Below are 26571 nucleotides of genomic sequence, written 5' to 3'. Positions count from 1 at the left end.
GAAATGGGCTGGATCGCGGTTGTTGTAGTCGGCAAGGTTCAACTCGGGCTGCTGATGCAGGCGAGAGAACTCCCCTGTAATCAGGTCGTGAGCCGAAATGATGGTGTCCTTTTGGGTCAGCTCGCGCTTGATCCGGCTGGCGACGGCCGCGGCCGTCAGGTCTTGGTGAGTTTGTGGCTCGACCGTCGCGATGACTTCAGGGTCGTCGGACGATGCACGGTTGGGGAAGAACGGTCGGGCGGAGACCTTTACACCCGACTGGTCAGGGTCGTGAGTCTCGGGCAATGGCGCGTTCTCGACCCTCTTCACACGCAGGCGAGCAAGTTCGCACACGCGCGCCAAACTCATGGGTCCCGACAAGCCGGGGTCACCGTTCTCAAGGGTGTCAAGCAAAGCCGAGCCAAATACCGTGTACTCGCTTCCGATTCGGGCAGGATTACGTTTGCTTGCAGCGCACAGCATTGCCACACCTGTGCTGGGCTCTTCGTCGAGCAGCTGATCAATCTTTGCCGATTCGGCTTGCTCCACATCACCGCCTTGAAAGGCTTCCAATGCAGCGGCGGCGAAGCACGAATCAAGCACGAACAGGCGCGCACTGCTTCCGGCGGCGTCTCTTAACGTGCGCTGAAGGTCTCTGACGCGAAGGCTCGTGACTTCGAGCAGGTTCGGGCGGGTGTCGCGTATCAGTAGGCAATACTCGCGGTGCGGGGGCAGGGCGAATACTCCGTGCCCGATGTAGGTGAACAGCACCGCGGCGTTCGCCCCATCTACAGCGCCCATCCGAGTGAACTGGTCTCTCAGAAACCCACCAATTAGCTCTAACTGGTCCGCTGGCGGCCGCTCGTCATCGAACAGGTTGAGAAGGCGATCGTCAGCAAGGCTCAGCCCTGTATCGCTGACAAGATAGCTACATAACCGCCCCGCCGTGGCGGCGAAAGCTGTGCTCGAAGCGAACTGCTCCCCAAGCCGCGGCCACTCGCTCGCGCCACACACCACGGCGAGGGTGCGTTGAGGGTCGAGCGGAGGAGTGGTTGTCGGCATTGCGCGTTCTGTTCGCTACGGACTAATCGTCTTTCAAGAAGTCTTCGATTATCCCCCGCTGGTCCTTACTGACTTGACCGTGAACCTCAACTTCACGCGCGCGACCCTTGCTGTCTTTGCGGCTCAGCTTCAGCCGCGCCTCCGCTCGTGATTGCAACCAATCCGAGAGAACCTTGGCCACGGCGGCGATGCCCGAGGGGCCTAAGACAATCAGCAGAGTCAGCCCCAAATCCTGGGTCGCCGAGTCCCTGACCCGCTCAAAGGTCGCACCCGCCAACTTATCAGCAACGAACTCCTGCAAGTCGCTGATCAGCTCATCGGCGGTCGCGGCGTCGACTCCCTCAACGGTGCATTCGAGAGAAGTGTCTGTCACCCGAAACCCCTAACATCCCAAACCGGCCGCGTAGCTCATCGAATGGATCTATCTAAGCAGCTAGCTGTATAGACCTGCGGTAATCCCCTGGCCTGCACGGAGAGACCCCGCGTTTCCAGCTCCGGCGCGAGAGCATCGGCGTAGGCGGGCCGCCCGATGTGCGTGAAGCGGTGGCGTGCATCCGTCCTACTTCTTGCCTTGGCGTTTACCCGTGGATTTGCGCTGTGCCAAGTCGCTTGCCGCAACGCTCTTTTGCGCCTTTGTCGCGGACTTGTTCCTTAGCTGCTTGGCGGCGAGACTCGCGTCCTTCTTGCTTGTCGCCATCTCTCTTCCCTCCTTCCGAATCGGACTCCATCTCGAAGGTACGCGTAAGACGTGACATCGACGCCTAGCGATCTCGGAGGCGACATGTCACGAGCTCGCGGACGCGCAGTGCTGCCTCGTAGGGGTCTTCGTGTTCCCAGATCCGGAGGCTGACCCAGCCAGCTTCGTTGAGCCGCTGGTCCGTATCGCGAATGGGGCTTTCGTCCAAATGGTCGCTCAGGACTGATCGCGCACAGGACTGCGTTTCCCAGGGAAACAAGCTGGTCGCACAGCGACGTGGTCGGATGCCCCACTTTGGCGTGATCACTATTGAGCCTCGGCCCGCTATGTTGCGCATTCTGGCCGATGGTTCGGGCGCTGTTGACTTCGTGTATCACCTCGACCTGTCTGCTCTCGCTGCCTCCATCGCCGCCGTAGCGGAGCGGAGGAGGAACCCGGCTAGCTGGTCTCCGGGCCAAACGTTCAACCGCTTGATGAGGCAGAAGCGTCTTCGGGACTTCGACGACTTGGTACACGAATTGATGAGAGTTTGCCGAAATAGAGCGACCTGACTGCAACGGCCCAGAGGAGTGCTACGTGTCCCAAACACCCAAGGGCTTCCCAAATCGGCGTTGTGCCAGGTGTGCCAGTTGTGCCATGCCCGCCAAGACGCCTCATTAGCTGAGTTGTAAACATTCTGTATGCACATGTCCCCGAAACGCCCACAACGGCACAAACGAAAAAGCGGTCGAAACACCAGGCCAGAGGGTGTTTCTGCAATCGAGCCAATGCATACCAACGCTGCCAAACCGTCAGTTAAACGGACTTAAAATCCGCCCAGTGTCGGTTCGAGTCCGACTGGGGGCACGGGAGTTCTCTCAGGTAGAGGCGGTTCTCGTCTCGAACGCATGAGCGGTCAGCTTGCGTCGGGGGGTCTGCGTCAGCGCCGCGTCAGCAAGCAGTTGACTTGAACCCGGCAGGCCGTCACCGGAAGAGAGAAGTGTTGGTCAGTTCGAGCAGGGCGGCGCCCAGGGAGTCGTAGTAATCCGCCGCTTCCTCATCGGTCACCTGCGGATCACTGTGAACGATGTGGTTGCGTTGGTTCCGCAAGTCATCTAAGCGTTCGCACAGCCCTATCGTGATGACACCCTTCGCGGTCAGATTCTTGGTGAGCGCGGCGACGGAATCTGGTAACGGCTCATCCGGGTAGGTGCGCGCGAATGACCGCTTGAGCAAACCCTCGAGGTGGTTGAACATCAGCAGGACTGCCGCCTTGGCATCAGCCCCAGCCAGCTCAGGGTATGAGTATCGCTTGCTCACTCGTCCAGGCTAGATCGACGCGGCTCTAGTGGCCGGTGCGTGTCGTCGCGAAAACAGTGGTGAGTTTGTCGGACCGTTGTTGCGATCGTGTAAGGCTGCCCACAGGAAGGGGCCGCACACGATGTGACAGTAAGAGGAAAGGCATGGACGTGCCCACCCCGATTAGTCCAGCCACGATCGTTTGATCGATCGAAGCGTTGTACCCCAGCGCGTTTGGCTACGCCGGTGAATTCCGACTTAGGTCAGTGGTGGACTGTGATGTCGGTTGGCGGGGCCGAGAGCTGTTCGTATCGGTGGAAAGTGACGTCGCCGTCATGATGGGTCAGTCTGTCTGGCTGGCACGCAGACCGTCAACCACGATCTTCATCGTTCGCCGGACGGCGTCGGGGTAGGACTCGTCGGGGCGCGCGTAGATCTGCAGGGTCATCAGGTGGGCGATGTCGCGCGGATCGACGTCGACGCGTAGATCTCCATCGGCCTGCGCTTGTGTGGTAATCGCTATAACCTGCTCGGCGACGCGGCCTCGGATCGCGGTGAGTTGCGGATCGCGGTGGAGTTCGTCGTAGAGCAGGGTGGGCTCGAGGGCGGAAGCTAATGCGCCCAACCGCAATTCGGCGCATTCACCCAGCAAACGGCACAGCGTGGACCAGGCTCGGGTTTCCTCCCGGCGAGCCATCTCGGCCATCTCGGCCAGATCCGACAGATACGCATGCCCCGTCGCGGTGATCAATGTCGTGCGATCGGGAAACCGACGGTACAGGGTGCCCACACCGACACCGGCACGGTCGGCGATCTCCTTCATCGGTGCGTCGACGCCCTGCTCGCGAAAGACGATTTTCGCGGCCGCCAGGATCTGATCACGGTTGCTCCGCGCATCGGATCGCACCTGCTCACCTCGGACATGTGGACGAATCTCTTCCGGTTAGCCTACCGTGGATGCAAGCGGACGACATTCGTCCACTTCATCTGAGGGAGGCGCCATGAGCATGAGTGTGCTGATCTCCGGCGCCGGGGTCGCCGGATCGACCTTGGCGTACTGGCTCACGCGGCACGGATTTCGGGTCACGGTCGTGGAATGGGCGAGCGGGCAGCGATCCAGCGGGAACCCGGTGGACATCAAAGGGTCCGCGGTTGCCGTCGTCGAACAGATGGGGATCATGCCGCAGTTGCGAGCTGTGGCAACTCGGGTGAACCGGCTCGTATTCGTCGACGCCGACGGACACGAGCGAGCCAGTGTGAGCATGAAGGCATTCCAGGGTTCCGCCGGTGACCGAGAGGTGGAGATCGCGCGCGCCGACCTCGCAGCCATCCTGCTGTCGGCCGCCCACGGGTCCGCGGAGATGCGCTGGGGTGATTCGATCACCGGGCTGGCGCAGGACAGGGGCGGAGTGGATGTCACGTTCGACCGGGCCGAGCCCGAACACTTCGATCTGGTGGTGGGGGCCGACGGACTGCATTCGACGGTTCGTCGCCTGACTTTCGGCCCAGAGGCGGGATTCGTCCGGCACATGGGCATGTACGTAGCAGTGGCGCGCTGGAGCGGGGAGAACGCGGCCACCTTGCCCGTCGACCGGACGATCGGCGACGAACAGATCGTGTTCAACACTCCCGGCCGTGTGTTCGCGGTGCGTCCAGGGTCAGGAAAACCCGGGGCGGCGTTCATCTTCCGCCACCGAGGCGTGCCCGGTTTCGACCAACGCGATCTCGACAGTCACAAGCGGCTCGTCACCGAGGCGTACGCCGGCCGGCTGGGCGGTTTCGCTGGATTCCTCGACCGATTACACACTGCCGACGATCTGTACTTCGATTCGGTGAGCCGAGTTCGGTTGCCACACTGGTCGACCGGCCGGGTCACCTTGGTCGGTGATGCAGCATCGTGCCTATCGCTGTTCGGCGACGGCTCCACACTCGCTGTGGCTGGTGCATACACATTGGCCGAGGAACTTGCTCGTACACCCGGCGATCCAGCGGCCGCACTGTGCCGCTACGAGCGGCGGCATCGGCTGATGACAAGACGGCGACAGCGCGGAGTATTCACGGCCTCGGTGTTGCTGCTGGTACCCCGCACACGGGCCGGTATCGCCGTGCGTAATACCGCTGTTCGGTTCATGCGCAGCTAACCGCCGAAGACGATGTTCGGAACTGACGGGCGTGCGTTCCATCGGCCGCTGGCGATCAGCGTGGCCGGGCTCATGCTTGCCGGCGTCGGGCTGGCCGTCACCGCGTTGGTCCTCGCCGCCGCGCACCGCGAGACAGGTCAAGCACTGGCCTATATCTCGGTCGCGGTCGGCTTGACCGGCGTCGCGGTGATGGTGCTGCGCGGCACGCGTTGGGTGATCCGGGTCATCATCGTCGTGCTCGCCGGGCAGGTCGGCGCGATCGCGGGAACTACATGGGAGCTCAGCCACGGTATCGATGCCCGCAAAGCCAGCCAGTTGCACCGACTCGGGTTCGATCCAACAGCGGGCGTGGTCATCAACCTGATCTATTCCAGTATCGCCTTCACACTGTTCTGCTGGTTCGCCACCCGCTGGCTCGCAGCGCGGCGACACCGACCTGCGTCCTCACGTCAGACATAGGCAACCGACGAAACATGCCCCATCGACGAGCCGCTCAACGACCTCGATCCACAGTTCTTGACAATTGCTCGGCCTCGGAGCGCATTACAGCTAACCCAAACGGGACTCCGGCGTCCAACTTAAAATCCGCCCAGTGTCGGTTCGAGTCCGACTGGGGGCACGGGGGCGCGGCTGTCCGAGAAAAGCGGTCACGTAGAGCTTCGGCCGCTCGAACGGCTTGATCATCTAACCCCGTGGAGAACCTTCAGGCGCAGTAAGTTGGTCGCGATCGTTGTCCGTACGCCGTGCGGAGGGAGGCAACGCCGACGTGGTTGAGGATCCGCGTGTTGACTCCGTCTCCCGCCAATACGATCGATGGGAATATCCACCTCCGGTCACCGACCTTGAAGCGTGGACCAAAAACCACTGGGATTGGTTCGACCCGTACTGGGCGCATCGGGTCTTCTGGCCAAACCTGGAGTACAGACCGGACCTCGACATTCTGATCGCGGGTTGCGGCACGTATCAGGCGGCAGTCTTTGCGTTCATGAACCCTGCCGCAAAGGTAGTAGGGATCGATGTCAGCCGGTCTGCACTTGAGCACGAGCGGTATCTGAAAGACAAGCACGGGTTGCAGAACTTGGAACTGCGACTGCTTCCGATCGAAGAGACGTCAGCGCTCGGAAGCGACTTCGATCTCATCGTCTCTAGCGGCGTATTGCACCATATGGCCGATCCCGCGGAAGGACTGAAAGCGCTCGGTGAGTGCCTGCGCACCGACGGAGCGCTCGGCGTCATGCTCTACGCGAAATATGGCCGATTCGGAGTCGAGGCACTCGAATCAGTCTTTCGCGAGTTGGGCCTGGGGCAGGACGAGCCCTCCGTTCAACTGGTTAAAGAGGCGATCGAGTTGCTGCCGGAGGACCACCCGGTCCGGAGCTACTTCAAGCGGGCGAGCGACCTGCTGACCGACGGCGCCCTGGTCGATACGTTCTTGCACAGTCGTCAGCGCAGCTACACCGTCGAGGAGAGTCTTGACCTGGTCAGCGCGGCCGGACTGACATTTCAAGGATGGTTTCATAAGACGCCGTACTATCCGCACGACCTGCTGACGCGGGAAAGCGGATTTACCTTGCTCCTGAACCGACTACCTGAGGTCAAACTCTGGTCCGTGATGGAACGCCTGCAACCGGGAAACGCCACCCACTTCTTCATCGCCTGCCGGCCCGAACGTCCGAAAGTGCATTACACGATCGACTTCTCGACGGTTGAAGCTCTCGACTATGTTCCGCTGTCGCGTACGGCGTGCCTGCTGTCCGGCGACGAGATTCTCAAACCGGGTGGAAAATTGCGGCTCAACTGCGAGCAACTGCCCTTTGTCCGGCACGTCGATGGCGCTCGCACCATTCGAGAGATCGTCGAGTCGGTGGCACAACGCCGCGAGGTCACCCAGACAGACAAAGCGGACCTGCAGGACTTCGGGCTCAACATGTTCCGATCGCTGTGGCGCCTTGACGTTCTGGCGATGGCGCTGAACACGGGCACGGCCGGCGTGTGAAAAATCGGCGCCCGGGTATGCCAACGGCCGTATGACTACTGCACGAACACAACCGGATCAGCGCGAACTGGATGGCGCCCGGCGCATCGTCGACGCTATCGCTGAGGCGTTCGCAGCCAAGATCGTCGGGCAGCGCAACCTGAGGGAGTCGCTCCTGATAGGTCTGCTCGCGGGCGGCCACATCCTGCTCGAAAGCGTGCCCGGGCTGGCTAAGACCACCGCCGCCAAGGTGCTCGCCGAGTCGATTCACGGCCGCTTCCACCGCATCCAGTGCACGCCCGACCTGCTGCCCAGCGACATCATCGGCACGCAGATCTACGACTCGGCGACCAACTCGTTCGTCACCCAGTTGGGTCCGGTGCACGCCAACATCCTGTTGCTCGACGAGATCAACCGGTCAAGTGCGAAGACCCAGAGCGCGATGCTCGAGGCGATGGAGGAGCGGCAGACCACGATAGCCGGGCGAGAGCACCCCATCCCGGATCCGTTTCTGGTCATCGCCACGCAGAACCCTATCGACCAGGAAGGCACCTATCCGCTGTCCGAGGCGCAGACCGATCGCTTCATGCTCAAAGAGATCGTGCGCTACCCCAACCCGGAGGAGGAGGTGGAAGTGATGTCGCGCATCGACGCAGGCGTCTATGACAAGGGGCGACCCACCCCGCCGGTCGTCAGCGTCGACGACGTGCTGCGCCTGCAGGACCTCGTGCGCCACGTCCACATGGATCGCGCGCTGATGCTCTACGCCAGCCAACTGGTCGACGCGACCCGCCGCCCCGCGCAGGCGTTCCCCAAGCAGATCGCGCGTCTGGTCGAATACGGTGCCAGCCCACGCGCGACGATTGCGTTTTGCAAGGCGGCACGGGCGCAGGCGGTGCTCTCTGGGCGTGCACACGTGCTGCCCGAAGACATTGCGAAGCTCGCGCACCGGGTGTTGCGGCACCGGCTCATCCTCGGGTTCGAAGCGGCCAGCGCCGATATCACTCCCGAGGTCGTGGTCGACGCCGCGCTGCGGGCCGTTCGCGTGCCCTGAGGTCATCTTGGGCAAACACCTCAACCGGGCAAAGGCGCACTTCGGCACCGACACTCGCGGCCTGCTCGAGGGCGGTCGCTACGCGCTTTTGCATACGCGCAGCATGGAATTCGACGACCTACGTCCGTACGTTCCCGGCGACGACGTGCGGGACATCGACTGGAAGGCCTCTGCGCGCTCGGGCAGCGTACTGATCAAGCGGTTCGTCTCCGAGAAGCACCACAAAATCCTGCTCGTCGCCGACGCCGGTCGCAACATGTCGGCGCTCGCCCCGAGCGGGGAATGCAAGCGCGACGTCGCGGCGCACGTCATGGGCGCCGTCGGGTTGATCGGCCTACGACGCTCCGATCAGATCGGCATGGTCTACGGCGACCGCCGCGGCTCGGTGAACGTCCCCCAGCGTCGGGGCGAGACGCACATCGAGGGACTACTGCACCGCTGGTACCAGCACACCATGACCGACGCCGGCGCCAGCGACGTCACCACCCAACTCGATTACGTCGCAACGCATTACCGACACACCATGCTGATCATCGTGGTATCCGACGAACCCGACCTGGGTCAGCGCGGGGACGAGCGACTCAGCGCAGTGCTCACCAGACTGAGGGGGCGCCACGACATCATGTGGGCGATGGTGTCGGACATGCCCGCGGTGGGTCCCGACAACACCGACGGGTACGACGTCGCCACCGGTCGTTTCGTCCTGAACGGAGCCGACCTCGGCCCGCGGGTGGTCGCCGCCTACCGCCGAGCCGAGCAGGCCCGCCGCGCTCGCCTTGCTACGTTCCTGACCGGTCACTCGATACCGCACGCGACCATCGCGGGCAGCGATCACATCCGGCGTGAGCTCGTCGGCCTGACGGAGGTGGCCGCCCGTGCCGGATGAACTGCTGCCCCATCTGTTCGGTCCGCAGTCGTACTCATCCTGGTGGCTGGTGTGGGCCGTGCTGTTGTTGGTCGCCCTAACCGTTTGGCATGCAAGCGTTTTCGTGTGGACACTGCCTGCACACCGGCTGCGGCGATTGCCGCTCGTGCGGCGGCTGCACGCCCAACTCATCCGCAACCGCTTCGCCCGCCGCGTGCAGCACATTGCTGACCAGTACCGCGCCGGGCGGATGTCGGCTCCGCAGGCGTGTGCGGCGATCAGCCGGACCCTACGGAGCTTTCTGCATCAGGCGACCGGCGCGCCGGCCCAGTACCTGCACGTCGACGACTTGGCCGGCAACCACCTGGCCGCGGCCGCATCGCTGCTAACCCGGCTCGGCGACGCGCAGTTCAACGCCGAGGCGCGGGCCGACGTCGCCGACGTGAATATCGAAGCGCAGGAGTTGATCCGCTCGTGGACCTGAAGTGGTGGTCGGTAGCGGCCGTCGGATCAGCCTGCTTCGTCGCCACCGTTGCGCTGGCGGCGTTGCTTCCCATGACCGCCGCCCGCCGGCGGCTGCGCCCGCTGGCGAACGTCGCACGGTTGACCCGGTTGCCCGAGTACGCAAAAGCGGCCCGACTGCGTTCACTCTCGATGGCCGTGACACTGGTGGTTCTGACGGTCATGTTCGCCGCCGCCACTTGGGCGGCGGCCCGCCCGACCGGGGCCGACCAGGGTTTCGACGCCGCCCACCCCGAAGACATCATGCTGTGTGTCGGGCAGCCGGTGACCGATACCGCGACAGCGGAACTGCTCGACTTCTTCGCGCGGCAGGCCAGCACGTCCTACACAAGCCAACGCATCGGCCTGACGTCGGTCAACCGGCGGGTGGTACCGCTGACGCGCGACCTGCAGTACGCCGCAGCGCTATTCGGTGAGTACGCCCACGCACAGGTGCCGCGGTCTGCGTCTTTCGCGCCACCGGTGCCTTACAGTGACTACGCCGCCAGCGTGGATGACGTTTTGGCACTGTGCATCTCGGGGTTTCCCGCCTTCGGTGAACGCAGCACGCACCGGCGCTCGGTGATCTACCTCGGTCCGTCAGATCTTCGTGCTGGCGGTGACTGTCGTGACGCACTGTTCACCGACGGTGGTGTGCGGGACTTAGCCGAACGCGCTGGGGCCCAACTCAATGTGGTCGACACGGCCCCGTCACCCGCGAGCGGGTCGCTGATCGCGCTTGCCGGGCAGACCGGCGGGCGGTACCTAGCACCGGGTCCGGGATCATTGGCCCCGGGACTCAACGAGATACGGGCGCACAGCCCACCGGCGCGGCTGGCCGACGGCACCGTCGTGACAGCGGACTCAGGGGATGCGCCGGTGGTACCGCTGGCGATCGCGTTGGTGTCGGCGACGGTGCTGTGTGTGGCCCTGATGGTGTTACGCCGATGACGTTCCAGCCTGTGCTGCCCTGGGCGATTCTCGCCGTCGTTGCCGCCGCGCTGAGCGTGGCGCGTCTGGAGGCGCTGCGCCAGGTGTTCTTGTCGGCGGGGCGCCGCCGCGGCCGCGCGGTGCTGCGATGGAGCGGCGTGACACTCGCGGTGCTACTGCTCATCGCTGCGACAACCCGTCCGGGAATCCGCAACGATGACAATCGTTGGGGGACAATATCGTCGCGGCAGAGCGTAGCGGGCAAAAATCTCAACGTGTTCCTCATCGTCGATCGGTCGGTCGACTCGGGTCTCGAGGACTACGGCATCTCCGGGAACGCTGGCAACCCTGGTACCCCCGCCGCCGGTGAACCACGGATCGCGGGGATCCGCGACGACATCTCAGCCTTGATCAACCAGTACCCCGCGGCACGGTACGCGCTCGTCGCCTTCGCCTCGCAGGCCTCGCTGGACTGGCCGCTGTCCGAGGACGTTTGGAGTCTGCGCCCCACCATCGCGGCTCTCAACTCCTACCAGCCGGGTGCCGACGCCGCATTCGACGTCGACGCCGGCGCGGCGGGAAACGTGTTGCGATACCAGCTGATCCAGGCGGCGCAACAATATCCGGGTTCGCGGAACATTGTGCTGTACTTCGGTTCTGGTGCGCTCGGGTCGCGAGCGCCGAGGCGCGACTTCGACCTCACGCAGGCCTCGGTGGACGGGGGAGCCGTGCTGGGCTACGGCCCCGCCGACGTGATCGACGAAGCAACATTACGAAGAGTCGCAGGACAGCTCGGCGTGCCATACCTACACCGGGATCCCGGTCAGCCGTTCCACCCGGCCCTGCCGGACGCGCCGAACCGCACGGGCGTCGGGGCGGAGGCCGTCGAACGGACCGAGTTGTACTGGCTGCCCGCGCTGCTCGCGGCGGGGCTGCTGCTCACCGAGATCTACCTTTCGGTCCGCGAGTTCCGGCGCGGCCGCATCGCCCGGCGGGACTTGACGTGACGCTCAGGCCGGCACGGCTGCGGCTCCGACGACGGCTGCTGATCTACTCGGCGCCCCTGACCGTCGCCGCGCTGCTGGTCGCCTTCAAACTGATTTCGGTTGTACTGGCGGGGAATTCCGCGGTCTCCGACTTCGCAGGTGGTGACGCGAACGCGGTGCGGGTCGATGCGGCGGTCCTCGGCGTGGCCAACGTGGTGGAACCGGCGAAGGCACTGTTCGCCGCGGGTGCCGCCGCCGTGCTCGAGGGCCGGCTCGAGGATGCCGATAGTCGCTTCACCGCCGCGCTTGCCCACACCGATGCTTCGCACTCCTGCCCGGTGCGGGTCAACCTGGAATTCGTGCGCGAAACTCAGGGCGACCGGGCCGCGGCGGCAGGCGACAAGGCACGCGCGCTTGAGCGTTACGCGAGCGCGCTGTCCGTCGTTGACGACGCGCCGCCGGCCTGTTTCTTGGGCAACAGCGATCCGGACGCGCAGCGGCGGGCCCTTCGCCACGACGCCGCGAACCGGTTGGCAGCCAAGAGAATTGCGTTGAACACCCCGCCGCCCGAGGTGCCACCGCCACCACCGCCGCCACCGCCACCGGCGGCGCCGCCCCCGCCGCCGCCGTCCGCCGCCGTCACGCCCGATGGCCAGGAGATCCCGGAGCGCCGGCTGGACCCGACCGCTGGCGATCCACTCGATAAGTTGCGGCAGGTACTGCAGGACGCGGCTGGCGCGGCTGGTGCGGCGCCGCCGGGGGGCTCCCCGTAAGGGGTGCGCACTGTCGCTTCGTGGCGACGGGTTTTGCTAGGGATCGGCTGGCGCAACGAGTTGCGCCATCAGCGCCGGCAGGTCAGCGTAGATCCAACCACGTCGCGCCTTGCCGTCCTCGAATTCCCACAGGCTCAGCCCGCGTACTCGATGCGCTTGCCCGTCGCTGCAAACCCGAACGAGTCCGCGCTGTGCGTGCCGCGGATGCGCCAGCGGCATACCACGCGGTCGTCCGTAGCGAACTGGTCGTCAACCTCGACCACAAAGTCGGGCATCGCGTGGTACGCGGTCTGCATCATGGCCCGGTAGGCCTCGATATCGACCACGGGTTGCGCGCCGGGGTTGGACCACCTCGATGTCGGCGCGCAGGTAATCCTCGTGATGGGACAGGTCCTGGCGGTTTTCGTCCTCTTGCCAGCGTGTGTGCAGTGCCCGATTCTCTGTCGCGCCCATGATCCATCCTCTCGGTGTCCCACACTGCAGAATCCTTCCGTCGTGCAGCATATTTCGGAAGGACAGCCGGGGAAATGTGGACCTAAAATCTGTTTCAAGTCCGTCGGCCCTACACTGACCCACCGTGGGCATGCTGTTTGGTTTCGCACCGTGGATCGTTTACTGGGTACTCGTCGGCAACGTCCCGTTCGTCACTGCCGTGTTGGTCGCGTTGGCCATCGCCGTGGCGGCGCTGGCGATCGGTCGTGCCCTCGGCAAGCCCGGCCATACGCTTGAAACCGGTTCTGTTGCAATACTTTTAGTGCTGGCGGTGCTGGCATTTACGCTCGGTGATTCGTTCTTGGAGCGGTGGATACAGCCACTGGGCGCGGCCGGCATCTTTGTTGTGGCGCTTGTCGGCGCGCTGACCGGTAAGCCGTTCGTGCGTGAATTCGCCGCCGCGGAGCAGCCGCCCGATGTGGTCAAGACCGAGCTGTTCGGCCGGATGACGGTGGTGCTGACCTGGGTCTGGATCGCCGCGTTCGCAGGCATGGCGGTGTCGTCGGCCATTCCGCCCGTTGTGCAGCGCAACGCGACGCTTCTGGACACCAAGACCCCGCTGTCGTTCGTCTGCTACTGGGTCATCCCATTTGCGTTGCTGGGTGCGGCGGCGCTCGCCTCGCGGTACCTGTCGGACCGGATGCTCGCCGGCATCGAGGACGTCGCGCGGGAAACCTCGTTCGTCGCCTACGACGAGGCCACCATCGACGAGCTGTATTACCTTGCCCAGGAACACGCCAATCGCGAGGTCGGGCCCGGTAAGGAGGCTTATAACGTCAAGGTCGGCGGGATGGGAACCCCGCTGACCGGCGACGAGTCGCGCAAGTCGTGGCCCTCGACCTACAAGGTGCGCGACAAGAAGCACTAGCCCCCGGCGGGCACCAGCGCGACGCCGCAGACGGTACTCGCGGGTGGCAAGCTGACAGGGTGAACGCGATCAGCCGTGCCGCGAATGAAGTTGTCGCGCAGAGGCGGGCACATCGGGTGGTGTGCCCTCGCCGAGCTGGTTGTAGGGATATCTGGGCGGCCCGGGTCAGCGCACCCCTGGCCGCCTATCGGGGTCAGTAGGCGAGGCCGAGCATGAGTGCCGAGCAGGAGTACCCGCAGCTGGCCGCCGCGCGTGGGCGAATCGAGCCCGCACCGCGTCGGGTCCGTGGCTATCTCGGACCCGAGCTGGTTTTCGACACCACCGCCGCGCGCTACGTGTGGGAGTTCCCGTACTACCCGCAGTACTACATTCCGCTGACCGACGTTCGCGCGGAGTTCCTGCGCGACGAGGACCATCCACAGAAAGTGCAGTTGGGCCCGTCGCGGCTGCACTCCCTGGTTGGCGGTGGCCAGACTCACCCGTCGGCCGCGCGGGTATTCGACGCCGACGGTGACGGCCCCGTCGCGGGCACCGTGCGATTCGACTGGGATTCGCTGCGCTGGTTCGAGGAAGACGAGCCGATCTACGGGCACCCACGCAACCCGTATACGCGGGTGGACGCGTTGCGTTCGCACCGCCACGTTCGGGTGGAGCTTGACGGCCTGCCACTGGCCGACGCCCGGTCCGCGGTCCTGTTGTTTGAAACCGGTTTGCCGACGAGGTATTACATCGACCCGACCGATATCGCGTTCGAGCACCTGGAACCCAGCCCCACGCAGTCGCTGTGCCCGTACAAGGGCGTGACGTCGGATTACTGGTCGGTGCGGGTGGGCGACACGGTGCATCAAGACCTGGCGTGGACGTATCACTATCCGCTACCCGCCGTCGCGGCGATCGCCAACCTGATCGCGTTCTACAACGAGAAGGTCGACATCATCATCGACAGCACGCGACTGGACCGGCCGCGCACCAAGTTCAGCTGAGTCATCCGATGGGACGAAAACAACACAAACCAGCTAAGTGTTGCGATTCCTTTGTGCCGCTCGATATGCCTCGCCGAGGCCGCACTGCCGGAGTGTGATATTTCACTCTTTCGTTCGGCGAGTCTAAGAACATTCTTATATGAGCGTCCGCTGAGCGTTGGAGCCGTGGCTTAGCCAGCATGGATTTATTAGCACGTCAAGTGCGACGCCCTGGTTTGCCGGTGAGCGCGTGTCCGCCCACGTGATATTCGCGGACTTTGCGCAGCATCCTTTTATAACGTGACATGGGTAACACGGCTCTAATTAAATTATTTTTGGCCAGAATTCGGGCCGCTAGAATCCTTTGCAAAAGCGTTTCTAAGCCGTCATAACGGCACCTGAATCCGGTGCTTAATTGCGGATTGATCCGGGGCAGCGAGTCTGGCGCGCGGTTGTCGTGTCGCTCGCCGCCCGCGCCGACGAACACAGCAAAGGCAGTGACCAGCATGAGCCTCGAGACAGATGTCCCAGATGCCCTCGTCGAGATTCCGGTGCATAGGGGTCCGATTAGCGGCATCGTCGTCAGCGCCGATGGCAGCCGACTGTTAGTGACCAATTACGGCGACGACAGCGTGGCGGTCATCGACACCGAGACCTGCCGAGTCCTCGAGGTCGTCGCCCAAGTCACCGAGCCGTTCGCGATAGCAATGGGCCCCGACCGCGCGTACGTCAGCACCGTTTCGAACGCATACGACTCCATCGAGGTCATCGACGCCGCGACCAACACGGTCGTCGCTACCCATCCGCTGGCGCTCAGTGTCAGCGACCTGACCGTGAGTTCGGACGGCAAGTACGTCTACGCCGGCCAAAATGGCGTCTGGCGCGCTGACATCGCCGTCCTGGACACGACGACGAACCGGATCGACGTGATCGACGTGGCGGAAACGGCGGGCACCACCATCGAGTGTGTGCGCCTCAGCCCCGACGGGGGGCGGTTGTATGTCGGCACCAACGGGCCGGCCGGCGGTCGGCTGCTCGTCATCGCAACCGGTGCCCAGGCCGATGACGGACGTTCGAGTTGGCGCCGGAAGAAGAGCTCCACCCGCTCCGGTGCGCGCCGCATCCTCGGAACCGTCGACATCGGTTCCGCGATCCGCGACGTCGCGATCAGCCACGACGGCGTCATGGCCTATGTCGCGAGTTGCGGCCCCGACTTCGGTGCGGTGGTCGACTTCGTCGACACCCGCACGACCAAGATCACCGGCACGCGCAAGATCGCCGAGATCGGCGGCCTGGTCACGCAGTTGGCCCTCAGCGGCGACGGCGACCGTGCCTACTTGGTTAGCGAGGACCGCGTCACGGCGTTGTGCACGCTGACCCAGGATGTCGTCGGCATCATGCGGGCCACGCAGCCGTCGTGCGTGGTCGAAAGCCCCGACGGTGCTCACCTATACATCGCCGACTACGCCGGCTCGATCACGCTGACACCTGTCATCTCGGCCGGGCAGTCGGAGCTCGACGATCCGGCCGAGTGGACCATGCCCGAGCTGCTGCAGTACGAGCCCGCACTCGCCTGACGGCCTGCGGTTACGCCCGCTACCCGGGGGAACCCGTTTCGCACTGTCCGCACGGCGATAGCATTCGCCCACTGGACATCACGCGCGCGACCCCAAAGGCGGTACATCGATGTACGGGACGATGCAGGACTTCTCGCTCACGATTGCCGCGATCATGCGGCACGGCTGTGGTGTCCACGGGCGACGAACGGTCACCACCGCGACGGGTGACGGTGGCTATCGGCACACCAATTACCGCGACGTCGGTCGGCAGGCCGCGCAGCTGGCGCACGCCCTGCGGCGCCTCGGCGTGACCGGCGACGAGCGGGTCGCCACGTTCATGTGGAACAACACCGAACACCTGGTGACCTACCTCGCGGTCCCGTCGATGGGAGCGGTGCTGCACACCCTGAACATCCGGCTCTTCCCCGAGCAGATCACCCATGTCGCTAACGAGGCCGAAGACCGGATTGTCCTGGTCGACCTGTCATTGGCCAAACTGCTGGCGCCGGTATTAGCCAATCTCGGCACTGTGCACACCGTGATCGCGGTCGGGCAGGGTGACACCGCGCAACTGGAAGAATCCGGGAAGACCGTGCTGCGCTTCGCCGACGTGCTCGACGGCGAGTCGACAGAATTCGACTGGCCGAACATCGACGAAAACTCAGCCGCCGCAATGTGTTACACCAGCGGCACCACCGGCAACCCCAAAGGCGTTGTCTACAGCCACCGTTCGAGCTATCTGCATACCATGGCGGCGTGTACGGCCAACGGGCTCGACGTCGGGTCCAGCGATCGGGTGCTGCCGATCGTGCCGATGTTTCACGCCAATGCGTGGGGCCTGCCCTACGCGGCGCTGATGGCCGGTGCCGACCTGGTGCTGCCCGATTGTCACCTGGATGCGCAGTCGCTGATCCACCTGGTCGAGACGCAGCGGCCCACGGTGGCCGGCGCCGTTCCGACCATCTGGAACGACGTCATGCATCGCCTGGACGAGGATCCCGGCCATGACATGTCGTCGTTGCGCAGGGTCGCGTGCGGCGGGTCGGCCGTGCCCGAGTCACTGATGCGAACCTTCGAGGACAAGCACAACGTCGAGATCCGGCAATTGTGGGGGATGACGGAGACGTCACCCCTGGCCAGCATGGCGTGGCCGCCGCCAGGGACCCCGGAAGACCAGCATTGGGCGTTCCGGGTGACCCAGGGCCAACCGGTGTGTGGCGTCGAGGCGCGCATTGTCAATGACCACGGCCAGGTGCTGCCCAACGACGGCAAAGCCGTGGGTGAGGTGGAGGTTCGCGGGCCCTGGATCACCGGTTCCTACTACCTGGGGCACGACAGTTCGAAGTTCGACTCGGGCTGGTTGCGCACCGGCGACGTCGGCCGCATCGACGAGCACGGTTTCATCACCCTGACCGACCGCGCCAAGGACGTCATCAAATCCGGCGGGGAATGGATCTCTTCGGTCGAGTTGGAGAACTGCCTGATCGGCCATCCCGACGTCGTCGAGGCGGCGGTCGTCGGGGTTCCTGACGAGCGCTGGCAGGAACGTCCACTGGCCGTCGTCGTGGTGCGGCAAGGAGCCAGCGTCGAAGCTGCCGCTCTGCGAAAGTTCCTCGCGGACAAGGTCGCTCGGTGGTGGTTGCCCGAACGTTGGGCGTTTGCGGACGAAGTTCCGCGCACCAGCGTGGGCAAGTACGACAAGAAGACCATCCGGTCGCGGTACGCGGAGGGTGCATACCAGGTCAGCGAGGTTCACAACTGAAGCAATCACGACTTCGGTAAGTTCTGTAAAGCTTTGCAGCGCAAGCCGTTACGTCAAGTGCCAAAGGTTGTCGTCCCGACACCGCTGGGGCTGTAATCGATGTACACCGGTTCCTGCGCGAACGGCTCGTATCCGGTTTCCATCCTGCCGCCCGAGGTGACCGCTGGCCGCGGCCGGCATGCATCTCGCACCTCCCGCTAAGTCATGGCAGCCGTGCCGGCAACCGCCGCGCGGCCGAACGCTAGGGATGGCACCGGGACATAGAGCCCTGCTCCAACGCGGCCCCCGATGGTGGTCGCAGGCGGCGGTACTCGGGCCCTCTTCACGAGCCGATGGACGCGATCATGACGAGTGCATCGTACGGCCGCCCGGTCGGGATCCGCGGGGTCTGCCCCGGGTTCACCTGGACAACTTCGACCGTGCTTAGCTCCGCGCAACCCGACGGGTCATCGGCACCGATCGAGGAGTAGAACGTGTTCATGAGCCTGCGGGTTGTGCAATGGGCAACGGGTGGGGTTGGCGTGGCGGCGATCAGAGGCGTGCTGGAACATCCCGAGCTGGAACTTGTCGGCTGCTGGGTGCATTCGGAAGCCAAGAGCGGCAAGGACGTTGGCGACATTGTCGGCACGCCACCGTTGGGGGTGACGGCGACCAATAGCGTCGACGACATACTCGCACTGGACGCCGACGCTGTGATCTACGCCCCGTTGATGCCCAACGTCGACGAAGTCGCCGCGCTGCTGCGCTCCGGCAAGAACGTCGTGACTCCCCTCGGCTGGTTCTACCCGAGCGAGAAAGAGGGCGCCCCGCTGGAAGTCGCCGCCCAGGCGGGCAATGCGACGCTGCACGGGGCCGGCATCGGGCCGGGCGCGGCCACCGAGCTGTTTCCGTTGCTGCTGTCGGTGATGTCCACCGGTGTGACTTTCGTTCGCGCCGAGGAGTTTTCGGATCTGCGCACGTACGGTGCGCCCGACGTGCTGCGCTATGTGATGGGCTTTGGGGGAACGCCGGACAGCGCACTGACCGGACCGATGCAAAAGCTGCTCGACGGCGGCTTCATCCAGTCGGTTCGATTGTGTGTCGACCGCCTGGGCTTCGCCGCGGATCCGAAGGTCCGGACCTCGCAGGAGGTGGCCGTGGCGACCGCGCCGATCGACTCGCCGATCGGCGTCATCGAACCCGGCCAGGTCGCCGGACGCCGCTTCACGTGGGAGGCACTGGTCGGTGACACGGCCGTCGTCCAGATCACCGTGAACTGGCTGATGGGGTCCGAAAACCTGCATCCGCCTTGGTCTTTCGAGCCTGCTGGCGAGCGTTACGAGATCGAAGTGCGCGGCAACCCGGACACCTTTGTGACGGTCAAGGGCTGGCAGCCGGAGAGCGTGGCGGCGGGACTGCAGAGCCATCCCGGAATCGTCGCGACGGCGGCGCACTGCGTCAACGCGGTCCCGGCTACCTGCGCCGCCCCGGCGGGCATCCAGAGCTTCTTCGACCTGCCGCTGATCACCGGACGGGCCGCCCCCCGGCTGGCAGCTGGCGCGAGCAGACGCTAAAGGCACCATTTCGGCGCCGAAATAGGTGCCTTTGCGTCTGCTCGCGCCAGAGACTCGCGCGCTAGAGTGCATCTGATGGCCAGGTCCGTCGTCGCCGAGCAGTCCCGAGTCATACCCGTCGCGGTGGAGGATGCGTTCGCCCGCACCCTTCCGATACCGCTGCCAGTGATCTGTTCGCGGTGGTACGGGGTGATGCCGCCGGTCAAGCAGGTTGCCGAGCAGACGGGTGCCTGGGATGCCGCGGGCCAGACCCGCGTCGTCCGAATGGTCGGCGGCGGAAGCGTTTTCGAGGAGCTGACCAATGTCGACCCGCCGCGGTCGTTCGCCTACACGCTGTCCGGCGTCCAGGGCCCGCTGGCACTGCTGGTGCGCCTGGTCGAGGGCAAGTGGAGTTTTGACCCCGCGGGCACCGCAACCAAGGTGACCTGGCAGTGGATCATCCACGCGAAGTCGGGTGCGGCCGCACCGCTGCTGCCGGCATTCGCCCGCATGTGGCAGGGCTACGCGCGCGGGGTGCTGGCGAAGCTGGCCGCCGAACTGGTGGGCTGAGCCGCAAGCGGTCCTTGTCAGGCTTGCTTATTCGCTCTTGCCCGGCGAACCAGCAGAATCGCCTTGACGATCAAGAACGTGACCGCAACACTCATCAGAAGCGTCGACAACGCGTAGGCGCCGTACTGCGCTCCGCGCTGGTACCGGTCGTTTACCAGCAGCGTCAACGTCTGCGACTTCCCAGCGAGGTTGGACGACACCATGATCACTCCGCCGAATTCGCCGAGCGTGCGTGCCGTGGTCAGGACGACGCCGTAGGTCAGGCCCCACCGGATAGACGGCAGCGTGATTCGCCAGAACGTTTGCCACCAGTTGGACCCCAGGGTTGCCGCGGCTTCTTCCTGCTCAGTTCCCACCTCATTGAGGACGGGCGTAACCTCACGGACCACGAATGGCAGGGTGACGAAAATGCTGGCCAGCACCATGCCGGGCAGCCCGAAGATGATCCTGACACCCCAATCGTTTTCGACGAAGCCCAGCGCGCCGGCCGATCCCCACAGCACGATCAGCGCAACGCCCACGATGATGGGCGAGACCGAGAACGGCAGATCCAGGATCGCCTGTAGCACAGCTTTTCCGCGAAATCGCCTGCGCGCCAGGAGCAGCGAGGTGACAACGCCGAAAACCACGTTGAGCGGCACCACGATGACCAAGATGAGTAGTGAGAGGTTCAGCGCCGATCTCGCCGCCGGGGTGCTGACCCAGTCGTAGAACTGGCCGAAGCCGGGTTTGAACGTCCGCCACAGGATCAGCGTCGCCGGAACGATGATCATTACCCCGATGTAGGCCACTGCGACATGTCGGGCCAGATAGCGAACCACTGTCGTCGACGTCATCGGGCGGCCTCCTCCCGCTTGGCTGTACGCCCACCGACGATCCGCAATATGAACAACACCACGAACGAGATCGACAGCAGCACAATCGATATCGCAGCGGCCCCCGTGCGGTCGTCGTTTTCGATCAACGAGCGAATCCACTGCGAGGAGACTTCGGTCCTGCCCGGCACTGCGCCGCCGATCGTCACTACGGAACCGAACTCGCCGATCGCGCGCGAAAACGACATGCCCGCGCCTGATAACAACGCTGGCAACAACGCCGGCAGCACGATCGAGGTGAAGACCTTGAAGCTACTGGCCCCCAAGGCTGCCGCCGCCTCCTCGACTTCCCGATCGAGCGCCAGTAGAACCGGCTGCACGGCCCGCACCACGTACGGCAACGTGACGAAAGCCAGCGCCATCGTCACCCCTGGCGGCGTGTGCTGCAGGTGCAGGCCAACCGGGCTGTTCTTGCCGTACAGAGCCAGCATGACGAGGCTGGTGACGATCGTCGGGAGCGCGAACGGGAGGTCGATCACCGCGTCCAGCAATCCCTTTCCGACGAAGTCATCACGCACCAGCACCCAGGCGGTCAGCAAACCGAACACAACATTGAGCACCGTGACCACAACGGAAATGATCAACGTCACGCGGAACGACTCCAGGGCGGCGTGTGAGGTGACGGCCAGCCAGAAGGCTTGCCAGCCACCGCCGATCGCTTGCCAGGCGATAGCGGCCAGTGGCAACAATACGATCACCGAAAGCCACAGCGTCACCACCCCGATCTGGAGTGAGGCGGTAGCCTGCCGATCCGGTACGCGGACAGTCGCCGGCGCCGGCGGCGTGACGAGCTCGCGCGGATCAGACGATATTGCGGTCGTCATCCGGTGGCCTGCAGGTAGATCTTGGTGATGCTGCCGGTGTTCTTGTCGAACAGGCTCGAATCCACCGTCGGCCAGCCGCCGAGATCTGCGATGGTCCATAGCTTCACCGGCACCGGAAACTGATCCCGGAAGTCGCTGGCAACGGCCGGGTCGACGGGCCGGAAACCCGCCTGTGCCCAAAGCCGTTGCGCTACCGCGGTGTACTGAAAGTTCTTGAACGTGATCGCCGCGTCTAGGTGCGGGCTGGTACTGACCACCGCCACCGGATTCTCGATCTTGAACGTCTGCGTGGGGTTGACGTGCTCAACCGGTTTGCCTTGCCGCTCAGCGGCAATCGCTTCATTCTCGTAGCTGATCAACACATCCCCGCTGCCTTCAACAAAGACATCGGTGGCTAGCCGCCCCGATCCGGGGCGCAGTTTCACGTGTTCACGCACCAGGTTCGCGATGAAATCCACACCCGCTTGACTATCCCGGCCACCGCCGCTCTTGACGGCGTAGGGGGCCAGCAGATTCCACTTGGCCGAACCCGAACTGAGCGGGCTGGGTGTGATGACCTCGACGCCGGGACGCAATAGATCGTCCCAATCCCTGATGTTCTTCGGATTGCCTTTGCGCACCACCAGCGTCACCACCGAGCCGAACGGAATCCCGTTGGTGCCGTCGGTGTCCCAGTCCCCGGAAACCTTTCCGGCCTTGACCAACCGGGTGATGTCGGGCCCGACGGAGAAGTTCACCACGTCCGCAGGTTTTCCCTCGACGACGCCGCGTGATTGGTCGGCAGAGGCTGCATAGGAGGTAACCACCTGGATGCGCTTGCCCTCCTCGGAGGCGTTGAACGCAGGAATCACCTTGCTCCAACCCGGTTCTGGTACTGAATACGCGACCAGCGTGATGATCGTGCCCGCGTTGGTCAGCCCTCCGCCGCCAACGACGTCACTACCCCCACCGCCTTGACACGCAGCAACACCGACAACCAATGCGAGCCCGAAACCTGAGGAAGACAGGCGTCGCCAGCGCAAAGTCCTCATGCGGTGCTTGAACATCGGCGCCCTTCCAGTGCGGGAGTTAGTTGGGTCGTCGTTACGGATAGGCGGTCGCGAATACCGTTGAGCATTCTCGAAGTTCGCGGCAGACCGTGCCACGAATCGGAATCAGCAACAACAGTGCAGGTTTGCCCTGGGGTGCTTTTCGGCCATGCCACCGCCGCTACTGCGCGCGACGCCGCGGCGCGGCAAAGCGATGGCTGCTTCCTGCATGGCGCGAACATTAACAAAAACCGCGGCGGTGTCATCTCCAGCAAGTTCGCACCGCTGATCGGCGTGTCAGCAATCAACGGACGGCCACGGCACCGCGAGCTCAAAGCGTGCCACAACAACCTGTTTTAGTGCCGGTGGGGGTCGACGCCATGATGCTCGGCCTGTTGCCAGCACGCGCGGAGATAAAAGTCAGGGTGAGAGAAAAAGACGCGAACTTTCCGATTCGATCGACTGGTAACAAGCCTGATACAAAGTTCGCAGGCTGGCCAACGTGCTGAAGGACCGAACCGCTACCGTCGACGGCATGTGTCGACTCTTTGGTCTGCATGCCGGGACCGACGTTGTCACCGCGACGTTCTGGTTGCTCGACGCCCCGGACAGCCTGGCCGAGCAAAGCAGGCGAAACCCGGACGGCACCGGCCTGGGCGTCTTCGACGCGCAGGGCCGGCCGCAGCTGCACAAGGAGCCGGTGGCGGCCTGGCAGGACTGCGAATTCGCCACCGAGGCCCACCAGTTGACCGGCACCACCTTCATCGCCCATGTTCGCTATGCCACGACCGGATCGTTAGACGTGCGCAACACCCACCCGTTTCTCCAGGACGGACGGATCTTTGCGCACAACGGTGTGGTCGAGGGACTGGATGCGCTCGATGAAAGGCTTCGCGAGGTCGGCGCCGACGATCTGGTGTTGGGCCAGACGGATTCCGAGCGCGTGTTCGCGTTGATCACCGGCTCGATCCGGGCTAACGGCGGCGACATTACGGCCGGCCTGGTCGAGGCCATGCGCTGGCTGGCGGCGAACGTGCCGATCTATGCGGTCAACGTGCTGCTCGCCACGGCAACCGATATGTGGGCACTGCGTTACCCACAGACCCACGAGCTCTATGTGTTGGACCACCGCAATGTCACCGATCGCGGATTTCATCTGCGCACCAAGCGAATTCGTGCGCAGTCAGCGCATCTGGACACGGCGCCGTGCGTGGTGTTCGCCACCGAACGCATGGATGACGAGCACCGCTGGCGCCTGCTCGAGCCGGGGGAACTGCTCCACGTCGACGCCGCGCTGGAAATCCGTCGAACGCAGGCACTACCCGACCCGCCGGCGCAGCAGTTGCGCCGCGAGGACCTCAGCCCGCGAGCCCAGCAAGCGCAGCACACCGCGGCGACAGCGTCATGACAGCACGACGCGCGCTGGTGCTGGCCGGCGGGGGAATTGCGGGAATCGCCTGGGAGACAGGCATTCTGCGCGGCATCGCGGACCGGTCGCCCGCGACCGCCCGGGCGCTACTGGATTCGGATGTGCTGGTTGGTACGTCCGCGGGTGCGGCGGTGGCGGCACAGATCGGCGCCGGCGGCACCCTCGAGGCGCTGTTCGAGCGGCAGATCGCCGAGACGTCAGCCGAGATCGATTCCGGCGTCGACATCGACACCATCGCCGAACTGTTTCTGGACGCTTTGGGCGAACCTTACGATGGCCCACTGGATCGGACGAGTCAGCAGATCCAGCGCATCGGTGCGGTGGCGCTGACGACAAAAACCGTCCCCGAGCCCGTCCGTCGTGCGGTGATCGCCCAGCGGTTGCCCTCGCACGACTGGCCGGACCGGCCGCTGCGGCTCACCGCGCTCGACATCGCAACCGGCAAACTCGTTGTGTTCGACAAGGATTCGGGCGCTCAGCTGATCGACGCGGTGGCGGCCAGTTGCGCGGTGCCCGGCGCCTGGCCGCCCGTGACGATCGGGGACCGACGGTACATGGACGGCGGAGTCGGCAGCTCGGTCAACCTTGGCGTCGCCGACGACTGCGAGGTGGCCGTGGTCCTGGTTCCCGCCGGTGTGAACGCGCCGTCGCCGTTCGGTGCGGGACCGGCCGCCGAGATCGCCGGGTTCGCCGGCTCGGCATTGGGTGTGTTCGCCGACGACGAATCGTTGGCCGCGTTCGGGCCCAATCCGATCGACCCGCGTTGCCGCATCCCGTCGGCGTGGGCCGGACGCGAGCAGGGCCGCCGCGAGGCCGACGCGGTCACCCGGTTTCTGGGGCTCAGCTCTGCTTAACCCTCGATCGCGGTGGCGGCGGCATCGTCCGCGCCGCTTTCCAGCGCGTCCAGAGCGCGGATGGTCAAGTCGCGACCGGCGGCGATGACCTCCACCGCGCGATGGAATTCCAGGCTGCGACACGTCGTGCGGGGGACCTCGATCAGTAGGTCGGGTGGATAGGCCGCCAGGGTATGGCGGGCCAGCGCCGACTGGGCGATGTCGATCGTCCGATTCATCACCTCAAAGCTGCCGAGCCTGGGGACCTCCGGCCCGGCTTCGGGGTCGTTGAAATCTTCCGCAGCGGGCTGCTCGACACCGGCGTCGTCCGACCAGCTGTCCGGGACGGTCGCGCCAAATCTGCTCAGCACCGCCCGAGCGGTAGGACGGTCGAGCAGGGAACGTGCGGCGTTCACGTCGAAAAGCGCTGTGGTGCTGCGCACCATCCGGTTTAACCACTCGGCCGTCACACCGGGTTCCGCGTCACGAGTGGCCCCGGCCTCGCTGCCGTTGAGACTGACCGCGATGGTCATGTCGGCATTGACCGCGGCGACGGGCGCCATCGGCAGGGGGTCCAGGATGCCGCCGTCGGCGAGTAGGCGTCCGTCGATCTCATGCGGCGCGATCACGCCCGGTATCGCGATGGAGGCGCGGATCGCCTCGTCGAGGGGGCCACGCTGAAACCACACCGACTTGCCGGCCAGCAGATCGGTAGCGACCGCCGTGTAGGGGACATCCAGCTGCTCGATGTTCACCGGGCCGAGGATGTCGCGCACCGCGTCCAGGATCTTTTCGGCCCGCAGCACCCCGGCCGCGCTGATCGCCGGGTCCAGCAGTCGCAGAATCGTCCGCTGCGTCAGTGACTTCGCCCAGTCCGCGAGTTCGTCCAGTCGCCCGGCCGCCTGCACACCGCCGACCAATGCGCCCATCGACGAACCCGCGATCCCGGCGATGTCGTAGCCGCGCTCCTGCAGCGCCTCGATCACCCCGATGTGGGCGTAGCCCCGGGCGCCCCCGCTGCCCAGCACCAGCGCGACCCGGGTCTTAGACATCTCTCCATTTTGCGTGGCTGAGCCGGTCCGCAGCGGGCGGGTCGACAATTAGCTGCACCCGTGATCTGAATTGCCCACCCTCGCTTAGCCGCACTGCTCGGCCGCGGCCGCCTGTGCGGCCGTTATCACCGCCGCCTGGCGTGCCGGCGTCAGGTCCACCCACCGTTTGTTCCAACTGCCCGCGGTGCCCGAGGGCGACGCCTGGACCATCGCCAGGTACGGCTCGAACTGGGACTGCCCCGTCTTGGGCTGGCCGTCCATCCACAGTTTTGCGGCGTGACAGGCCTGAAAGTACTCCTCTTCGGTCGAATCCGCGGGAACGTCGACTCTGGTCGTCACCCCCATGGGGGACACGCCGATGGCGCCCGGCGGCAACGAGACGGCGTTGCTCGAGCCCGCCGATGACGAAGCGGATGAGGTCCCAGACTTGCCGTTGTCGGCCGGGTGCGAGCAGCCCGCGACCCCGACCAATGCTGTCGCGACTATGACCGTGCCCCATCGCAACAGGCCCGGACGACGACAGCGCACACAGACAATCTATGCA

General features: G+C 64.7%; 32 protein-coding genes. 19 read left to right on the top strand and 13 right to left on the bottom strand.

Translation table 11 applies throughout. From position 1 onward, the window contains the following. Both JO236_RS15215 and JO236_RS15210 read right to left on the bottom strand, forming a co-directional pair. Nucleotides 1–1041: hypothetical protein (locus tag JO236_RS15215; protein WP_293331669.1), on the bottom strand; the 1041-nt coding region annotated here is incomplete at its 3' end. A gap of 22 nt (nucleotides 1042–1063) precedes the next feature. Further along, a complete protein-coding gene (locus JO236_RS15210) occupies nucleotides 1064–1414 on the bottom strand; it encodes a hypothetical protein (RefSeq protein WP_293331667.1) in 351 nt (116 codons plus the stop codon). 515 nt (nucleotides 1415–1929) lie between these two features. Between JO236_RS15210 and JO236_RS22535 the strand changes: the two genes are divergently transcribed. Beyond that, complete coding sequence (locus JO236_RS22535) at nucleotides 1930–2289, top strand: NgoMIV family type II restriction endonuclease (RefSeq protein WP_416362250.1); 360 nt, start codon at nucleotides 1930–1932, stop codon at nucleotides 2287–2289. Nucleotides 2290–2701: 412 nt separating this feature from the next. Here JO236_RS22535 and JO236_RS15200 read toward each other — a convergent pair whose 3' ends face one another. After that, complete coding sequence (locus JO236_RS15200; RefSeq protein ID WP_293331665.1) at nucleotides 2702–3037, bottom strand: hypothetical protein; 336 nt, start codon at nucleotides 3035–3037, stop codon at nucleotides 2702–2704. Between the two features lie 322 nt (nucleotides 3038–3359). After that, complete coding sequence (locus tag JO236_RS15195) at nucleotides 3360–3923, bottom strand: TetR/AcrR family transcriptional regulator (RefSeq protein ID WP_293331663.1); 564 nt, start codon at nucleotides 3921–3923, stop codon at nucleotides 3360–3362. A 94-nt stretch (nucleotides 3924–4017) separates the two neighbouring features. On the opposite strand from JO236_RS15195, the gene JO236_RS15190 reads away from it, so the two are divergent. The 9 genes from JO236_RS15190 to JO236_RS15150 all read left to right on the top strand — a co-directional run bounded on the left by JO236_RS15190 (nucleotide 4018) and on the right by JO236_RS15150 (nucleotide 12241). Then, entirely contained in the window at nucleotides 4018–5157 is a 1140-nt protein-coding gene (locus JO236_RS15190) for an FAD-dependent monooxygenase (protein ID WP_293331661.1), read from the top strand. 72 nt (nucleotides 5158–5229) lie between these two features. Then, nucleotides 5230–5616: a hypothetical protein gene (locus tag JO236_RS15185; RefSeq protein WP_293331659.1), complete on the top strand. Its 387-nt coding sequence runs from the start codon at nucleotides 5230–5232 to the stop codon at nucleotides 5614–5616. 307 nt (nucleotides 5617–5923) lie between these two features. Then, nucleotides 5924–7153: a class I SAM-dependent methyltransferase gene (locus tag JO236_RS15180; protein WP_293331657.1), complete on the top strand. Its 1230-nt coding sequence runs from the start codon at nucleotides 5924–5926 to the stop codon at nucleotides 7151–7153. 31 nt (nucleotides 7154–7184) lie between these two features. Next, nucleotides 7185–8186: an AAA family ATPase gene (locus JO236_RS15175; protein ID WP_293331656.1), complete on the top strand. Its 1002-nt coding sequence runs from the start codon at nucleotides 7185–7187 to the stop codon at nucleotides 8184–8186. 7 nt (nucleotides 8187–8193) lie between these two features. Then, a complete protein-coding gene (locus tag JO236_RS15170; RefSeq protein ID WP_293331655.1) occupies nucleotides 8194–9072 on the top strand; it encodes a DUF58 domain-containing protein in 879 nt (292 codons plus the stop codon). Continuing rightward, entirely contained in the window at nucleotides 9062–9535 is a 474-nt protein-coding gene (locus JO236_RS15165; protein WP_293331654.1) for a hypothetical protein, read from the top strand. The genes JO236_RS15170 and JO236_RS15165 overlap by 11 nt, the downstream gene beginning before the upstream one ends. Then, entirely contained in the window at nucleotides 9526–10503 is a 978-nt protein-coding gene (locus tag JO236_RS15160) for a hypothetical protein (protein ID WP_293331653.1), read from the top strand. The genes JO236_RS15165 and JO236_RS15160 overlap by 10 nt, the downstream gene beginning before the upstream one ends. Next, nucleotides 10500–11489, top strand: a complete 990-nt coding sequence (locus JO236_RS15155) for a hypothetical protein (RefSeq protein ID WP_293331652.1) — start codon at nucleotides 10500–10502, stop codon at nucleotides 11487–11489. Before JO236_RS15160 ends, JO236_RS15155 begins: the two co-directional genes overlap by 4 nt. Then, a complete protein-coding gene (locus JO236_RS15150; RefSeq protein ID WP_293331651.1) occupies nucleotides 11486–12241 on the top strand; it encodes a hypothetical protein in 756 nt (251 codons plus the stop codon). Before JO236_RS15155 ends, JO236_RS15150 begins: the two co-directional genes overlap by 4 nt. Before the next feature lie 134 nt (nucleotides 12242–12375). Here the strand turns inward: JO236_RS15150 and JO236_RS15145 are convergent, their stop codons facing one another. After that, nucleotides 12376–12717 carry an ester cyclase gene (locus JO236_RS15145; RefSeq protein WP_293331650.1) on the bottom strand — a complete coding sequence of 114 codons (342 nt, stop codon included), beginning with the start codon at nucleotides 12715–12717 and terminating at the stop codon, nucleotides 12376–12378. Nucleotides 12718–12818: 101 nt separating this feature from the next. Between JO236_RS15145 and JO236_RS15140 the strand changes: the two genes are divergently transcribed. Both JO236_RS15140 and JO236_RS15135 read left to right on the top strand, forming a co-directional pair. After that, nucleotides 12819–13601 (top strand): hypothetical protein, encoded by a 783-nt coding sequence (locus JO236_RS15140; protein ID WP_293331649.1) that lies wholly within the window; start codon nucleotides 12819–12821, stop codon nucleotides 13599–13601. Between the two features lie 212 nt (nucleotides 13602–13813). Continuing rightward, nucleotides 13814–14584: a DUF427 domain-containing protein gene (locus JO236_RS15135; RefSeq protein ID WP_293331648.1), complete on the top strand. Its 771-nt coding sequence runs from the start codon at nucleotides 13814–13816 to the stop codon at nucleotides 14582–14584. A gap of 196 nt (nucleotides 14585–14780) precedes the next feature. On the opposite strand, the gene JO236_RS15130 is transcribed toward JO236_RS15135, so the two are convergent. Further along, complete coding sequence (locus tag JO236_RS15130) at nucleotides 14781–15071, bottom strand: hypothetical protein (protein WP_293331647.1); 291 nt, start codon at nucleotides 15069–15071, stop codon at nucleotides 14781–14783. Between JO236_RS15130 and JO236_RS15125 the strand changes: the two genes are divergently transcribed. Then, nucleotides 15070–16140 carry a YncE family protein gene (locus tag JO236_RS15125; RefSeq protein WP_293331646.1) on the top strand — a complete coding sequence of 357 codons (1071 nt, stop codon included), beginning with the start codon at nucleotides 15070–15072 and terminating at the stop codon, nucleotides 16138–16140. The genes JO236_RS15130 and JO236_RS15125 overlap by 2 nt on opposite strands. Before the next feature lie 109 nt (nucleotides 16141–16249). Beyond that, nucleotides 16250–17884, top strand: coding sequence for a long-chain fatty acid--CoA ligase (locus JO236_RS15120; protein ID WP_293331644.1), 1635 nt, complete (start codon nucleotides 16250–16252; stop codon nucleotides 17882–17884). Between the two features lie 53 nt (nucleotides 17885–17937). Here JO236_RS15120 and JO236_RS15115 read toward each other — a convergent pair whose 3' ends face one another. Next, entirely contained in the window at nucleotides 17938–18075 is a 138-nt protein-coding gene (locus JO236_RS15115; protein ID WP_416362249.1) for a hypothetical protein, read from the bottom strand. A gap of 131 nt (nucleotides 18076–18206) precedes the next feature. After that, nucleotides 18207–18365 (bottom strand): hypothetical protein, encoded by a 159-nt coding sequence (locus tag JO236_RS15110; protein ID WP_293331642.1) that lies wholly within the window; start codon nucleotides 18363–18365, stop codon nucleotides 18207–18209. On the opposite strand from JO236_RS15110, the gene JO236_RS15105 reads away from it, so the two are divergent. Both JO236_RS15105 and JO236_RS15100 read left to right on the top strand, forming a co-directional pair. Further along, nucleotides 18358–19437 carry a dihydrodipicolinate reductase gene (locus tag JO236_RS15105; RefSeq protein WP_293331640.1) on the top strand — a complete coding sequence of 360 codons (1080 nt, stop codon included), beginning with the start codon at nucleotides 18358–18360 and terminating at the stop codon, nucleotides 19435–19437. The two genes, JO236_RS15110 and JO236_RS15105, sit on opposite strands and share 8 nt — an antisense overlap. 75 nt (nucleotides 19438–19512) lie before the next feature. Continuing rightward, nucleotides 19513–19986 (top strand): SRPBCC family protein, encoded by a 474-nt coding sequence (locus JO236_RS15100; protein ID WP_293331638.1) that lies wholly within the window; start codon nucleotides 19513–19515, stop codon nucleotides 19984–19986. A gap of 17 nt (nucleotides 19987–20003) precedes the next feature. Here JO236_RS15100 and cysW read toward each other — a convergent pair whose 3' ends face one another. From cysW to JO236_RS15085, 3 genes are read right to left on the bottom strand one after another with little or no spacing between them, the layout of a single operon-like run. Beyond that, a complete protein-coding gene (gene cysW, locus JO236_RS15095; RefSeq protein WP_293331636.1) occupies nucleotides 20004–20822 on the bottom strand; it encodes a sulfate ABC transporter permease subunit CysW in 819 nt (272 codons plus the stop codon). After that, entirely contained in the window at nucleotides 20819–21685 is an 867-nt protein-coding gene (gene cysT, locus JO236_RS15090; protein ID WP_293331633.1) for a sulfate ABC transporter permease subunit CysT, read from the bottom strand. The genes cysW and cysT overlap by 4 nt, the downstream gene beginning before the upstream one ends. Further along, entirely contained in the window at nucleotides 21682–22716 is a 1035-nt protein-coding gene (locus JO236_RS15085; protein WP_416362248.1) for a sulfate ABC transporter substrate-binding protein, read from the bottom strand. Before JO236_RS15085 ends, cysT begins: the two co-directional genes overlap by 4 nt. A gap of 78 nt (nucleotides 22717–22794) precedes the next feature. Between JO236_RS15085 and JO236_RS15080 the strand changes: the two genes are divergently transcribed. The 3 genes from JO236_RS15080 to JO236_RS15070 all read left to right on the top strand — a co-directional run bounded on the left by JO236_RS15080 (nucleotide 22795) and on the right by JO236_RS15070 (nucleotide 24996). Beyond that, the gene (locus tag JO236_RS15080) at nucleotides 22795–23073 is read left to right on the top strand and encodes a hypothetical protein (protein WP_293331627.1); all 279 of its coding nucleotides are present in this window, start codon (nucleotides 22795–22797) and stop codon (nucleotides 23071–23073) included. Nucleotides 23074–23248: 175 nt separating this feature from the next. Then, the gene (locus JO236_RS15075; protein ID WP_293331723.1) at nucleotides 23249–24121 is read left to right on the top strand and encodes a class II glutamine amidotransferase; all 873 of its coding nucleotides are present in this window, start codon (nucleotides 23249–23251) and stop codon (nucleotides 24119–24121) included. Then, nucleotides 24118–24996, top strand: coding sequence for a patatin-like phospholipase family protein (locus JO236_RS15070; RefSeq protein WP_293331624.1), 879 nt, complete (start codon nucleotides 24118–24120; stop codon nucleotides 24994–24996). The genes JO236_RS15075 and JO236_RS15070 overlap by 4 nt, the downstream gene beginning before the upstream one ends. Here the strand turns inward: JO236_RS15070 and JO236_RS15065 are convergent. Together JO236_RS15065 and JO236_RS15060 are read right to left on the bottom strand one after the other, a co-directional pair. Beyond that, complete coding sequence (locus JO236_RS15065) at nucleotides 24993–26027, bottom strand: patatin-like phospholipase family protein (RefSeq protein ID WP_293331621.1); 1035 nt, start codon at nucleotides 26025–26027, stop codon at nucleotides 24993–24995. The genes JO236_RS15070 and JO236_RS15065 overlap by 4 nt on opposite strands. Nucleotides 26028–26111: 84 nt before the next feature. Further along, nucleotides 26112–26555: a lipoprotein LpqV gene (locus JO236_RS15060; protein ID WP_416362247.1), complete on the bottom strand. Its 444-nt coding sequence runs from the start codon at nucleotides 26553–26555 to the stop codon at nucleotides 26112–26114. Nucleotides 26556–26571 lie beyond the last annotated feature (16 nt).

Origin of the sequence: Mycobacterium sp. (assembly GCF_019247635.1) — a bacterium.
Taxonomy (GTDB): Bacteria; Actinomycetota; Actinomycetes; order Mycobacteriales; family Mycobacteriaceae; genus Mycobacterium.
Note: the sequence above shows the minus strand (reverse complement) of the source record. Positions and strands in the feature narration are given on the sequence as shown.

Bases quoted from the DNA above. Each gene is read 5' to 3' on its own strand.
- JO236_RS15085 (WP_416362248.1), bottom strand. From the start codon at position 22,716: ATGAGGACTTTGCGCTGGCGACGCCTGTCTTCCTCAGGTTTCGGGCTC.
- JO236_RS15120 (WP_293331644.1), top strand. From the start codon at position 16,250: ATGTACGGGACGATGCAGGACTTCTCGCTCACGATTGCCGCGATCATG.
- JO236_RS15135 (WP_293331648.1), top strand. From the start codon at position 13,814: ATGAGTGCCGAGCAGGAGTACCCGCAGCTGGCCGCCGCGCGTGGGCGA.
- JO236_RS15110 (WP_293331642.1), bottom strand. From the start codon at position 18,365: ATGAACACGTTCTACTCCTCGATCGGTGCCGATGACCCGTCGGGTTGC.
- cysT (WP_293331633.1), bottom strand. From the start codon at position 21,685: ATGACGACCGCAATATCGTCTGATCCGCGCGAGCTCGTCACGCCGCCG.
- JO236_RS15190 (WP_293331661.1), top strand. From the start codon at position 4,018: ATGAGCATGAGTGTGCTGATCTCCGGCGCCGGGGTCGCCGGATCGACC.
- JO236_RS15070 (WP_293331624.1), top strand. From the start codon at position 24,118: ATGACAGCACGACGCGCGCTGGTGCTGGCCGGCGGGGGAATTGCGGGA.
- JO236_RS15125 (WP_293331646.1), top strand. From the start codon at position 15,070: ATGAGCCTCGAGACAGATGTCCCAGATGCCCTCGTCGAGATTCCGGTG.
- JO236_RS15175 (WP_293331656.1), top strand. From the start codon at position 7,185: ATGACTACTGCACGAACACAACCGGATCAGCGCGAACTGGATGGCGCC.
- JO236_RS22535 (WP_416362250.1), top strand. From the start codon at position 1,930: ATGGGGCTTTCGTCCAAATGGTCGCTCAGGACTGATCGCGCACAGGAC.
- JO236_RS15130 (WP_293331647.1), bottom strand. From the start codon at position 15,071: ATGCTGGTCACTGCCTTTGCTGTGTTCGTCGGCGCGGGCGGCGAGCGA.
- JO236_RS15065 (WP_293331621.1), bottom strand. From the start codon at position 26,027: ATGTCTAAGACCCGGGTCGCGCTGGTGCTGGGCAGCGGGGGCGCCCGG.
- JO236_RS15185 (WP_293331659.1), top strand. From the start codon at position 5,230: ATGCTTGCCGGCGTCGGGCTGGCCGTCACCGCGTTGGTCCTCGCCGCC.
- JO236_RS15075 (WP_293331723.1), top strand. From the start codon at position 23,249: ATGTGTCGACTCTTTGGTCTGCATGCCGGGACCGACGTTGTCACCGCG.
- cysW (WP_293331636.1), bottom strand. From the start codon at position 20,822: ATGACGTCGACGACAGTGGTTCGCTATCTGGCCCGACATGTCGCAGTG.
- JO236_RS15100 (WP_293331638.1), top strand. From the start codon at position 19,513: ATGGCCAGGTCCGTCGTCGCCGAGCAGTCCCGAGTCATACCCGTCGCG.
- JO236_RS15155 (WP_293331652.1), top strand. From the start codon at position 10,500: ATGACGTTCCAGCCTGTGCTGCCCTGGGCGATTCTCGCCGTCGTTGCC.